This is a genomic window from Micromonospora phytophila (assembly GCF_023656545.1).
GTDB lineage: Bacteria > Actinomycetota > Actinomycetes > Mycobacteriales > Micromonosporaceae > Micromonospora > Micromonospora phytophila.
Window position 1 is genome coordinate 1 of record NZ_JAMOKF010000570.1, and the last position, 1,984, is coordinate 1,984.

Sequence of the window (1,984 nt, forward strand, 5' to 3'; positions counted from 1 at the left end):
GCCGGGCCGGACCGGCGGGTGCGGTCGGCCGGCGTGGCGGCGGGGGGTCTGCAGCAGTCGTCGCCAGATCTCCGGCCGCGGCAGGTCGACGGCCACCACCTCGCCGCCCCAGCGCAGCACCGACGGCAGCGGGCCCATCTCGGCGCCCGCGCCGAGCACGACGATCCGTTGGTCGCGCAGGTCCAGCCAGTCCGGGTTCGCGATCACCGCGCCGACCGCCTCGGCGCAGGAGGGCTCGATGACACCGGCGGTGACCCAGGCGTCGAGTCGGCGGCGCAGTTCGTCGCCGCGCAGCCGCCGACCCCGGTAGGGCAACGAGAGTTCCCGTTCGGCCTGCCCGCCACCGGTGACCGTCGCGGTGGCCAGCGGCTCGTGGCCGTCGGGGGTCGAGAAGGCCTCGTCCAGGCCGGTCTCCCGGCCGTCGTCACCGACCACGGTCATCCGGGAGTGCAGAGACGCGAGCCCGTCGCGGGCGATGGTGAGCGCGGCGTCGCGGGAGAGCAGCCCCGCCTCGACGAGCCGCCGGAAGTGCCCGAGGTAGCCGTGCCGCCAGTTCGTCTCGTGCTCCGCCGCGCGGGCGCCGACCGGGTCGACGGCACGCAGGGCGTCGGCGACGACCGCGCGGCCGAGCGCGGAGGTGCTGCGCCCTGCGTCGCTCCGGGGGAACACCACGCCGCTGGGACCTTCCACGGTCGCCGCCCTCCGCTCATCGGCCGTCCTCGGTCAGGGAGCCACTCTGCCGCATCCCGCGCCGACCCGCACGGCTCGTCACGCGTCGCAGCTGGGCCCCGTGGTGCACGGCCAGTGGCACAGTCAAGCCGACACCCCCCGACGAGCCGCGGCCGGGGGCCGGTCCGCCGAGCACCGCCCGCCCGAGCCGTCCTCCGCACGCACGCCGCGTGACCGTGCGACGACGACCCTCAGGGGGCAGGCGGGTCCCGTGCGCTGTGGACCGGACGCACAATGGCCGGGTGACTCTGCCTTTTCCCGCACCCACCGTCCCGGCCGCCGACCGCGCGGAGGTGCTCCTGCGCTACCTCGACTACTTCCGGGAGAACCTGCTGGCCAAGGTGTCGGCGCTGCCCGAGGAGGAGCTGCGCCGCAGCCGGCTGCCCTCGGGTTGGACGCCGCTGGAGCTGCTGAAGCATCTGCGGTACGTGGAGCTGCGCTGGATCGAGTGGGGCTTCCAGGGTCGTACCGTCGCCGAGCCGTGGGGTGACCGGCGCGGGGACCGGTGGTACGTGGCCCCCGAGGAGACCCGGGACGACCTGGTGGCCGCGTTGCGCGCGCAGGGCGGGCACACGAGCGCGGTGGTGACGGCCAGCGACCTGGACGCGGTGGGGCGGCCGGGCCCGCGCTGGGAGGGCGCGGACCCGCCGCCCCTGGAGCGGGTGCTGCTCCACCTGCTCCAGGAGTACGCCCGCCACCTGGGGCACCTCGACGTCGTCGCGGAGCTCGCCGGTGGCCCCGTCGGGGAGTAGCGGTCCCCCGTGCCGGCACGGCCGGACCGGCGGCGGGTGGCGACCGCTGGGCAGAATGATCCGATGAGGAACGAGCCGATCGACCTGGCGACCGCGCTGGCCGAGTTCAGCCAGCTGTGGAGCCCGCGCATCGTCACCCGGGTCAACGACTACGACGTCCGAATCGCGAAGGTGGCCGGCGAGCACGTCTGGCACGCCCACGACCACACCGACGAGTTCTTCCTGGTCCTAGAGGGGGAGTTGCGCATCGCCCTGCGGGACGGGGAGGGTGGCGCCGAGCGGGAGGTGGTGCTGCCCCGGGGCGCGGTGCACGTCGTGCCGCGCGGGGTGGAGCACCGTCCGTCGTCGCCGGGTGGCGCGTCGATCCTGATGTTCGAGCCGTCGGGGACGTCCAGCGTCGGGGACCGGCACGATCCGGTCCCCGACCACGTGGACGCGACGACGGGTCACGCGCTCTGACCGGTCACCGCGCGGCGGCAGCGAGGTCACGGCGCGGCGGCGGC

At 75.6% G+C, this 1,984-nt stretch carries 2 protein-coding genes and 1 pseudogene; 2 read left to right on the forward strand and 1 reads right to left on the reverse strand.

Features of this window, described 5'->3' with window-relative positions; all coding sequences use genetic code 11:
• Nucleotides 1-672: pseudogene (locus NCC78_RS31325) on the reverse strand (hypothetical protein); the annotation flags it as partial.
• 299 nt (nt 673-971) lie between these two features.
• Between NCC78_RS31325 and NCC78_RS31330 the strand changes: the two are divergent.
• Together NCC78_RS31330 and NCC78_RS31335 are read left to right on the forward strand one after the other, a co-directional pair.
• Nucleotides 972-1,481, forward strand: coding sequence for a DinB family protein (locus NCC78_RS31330; RefSeq protein ID WP_250799042.1), 510 nt, complete (start codon nt 972-974; stop codon nt 1,479-1,481).
• 63 nt (nt 1,482-1,544) lie between these two features.
• The gene (locus tag NCC78_RS31335) at nt 1,545-1,940 is read left to right on the forward strand and encodes a cupin domain-containing protein (protein WP_250799044.1); all 396 of its coding nucleotides are present in this window, start codon (nt 1,545-1,547) and stop codon (nt 1,938-1,940) included.
• Nucleotides 1,941-1,984: the final 44 nt, after the last annotated feature.

Bases quoted from the DNA above. Each gene is read 5' to 3' on its own strand.
- NCC78_RS31335 (WP_250799044.1), top strand. From the start codon at position 1,545: ATGAGGAACGAGCCGATCGACCTGGCGACCGCGCTGGCCGAGTTCAGC.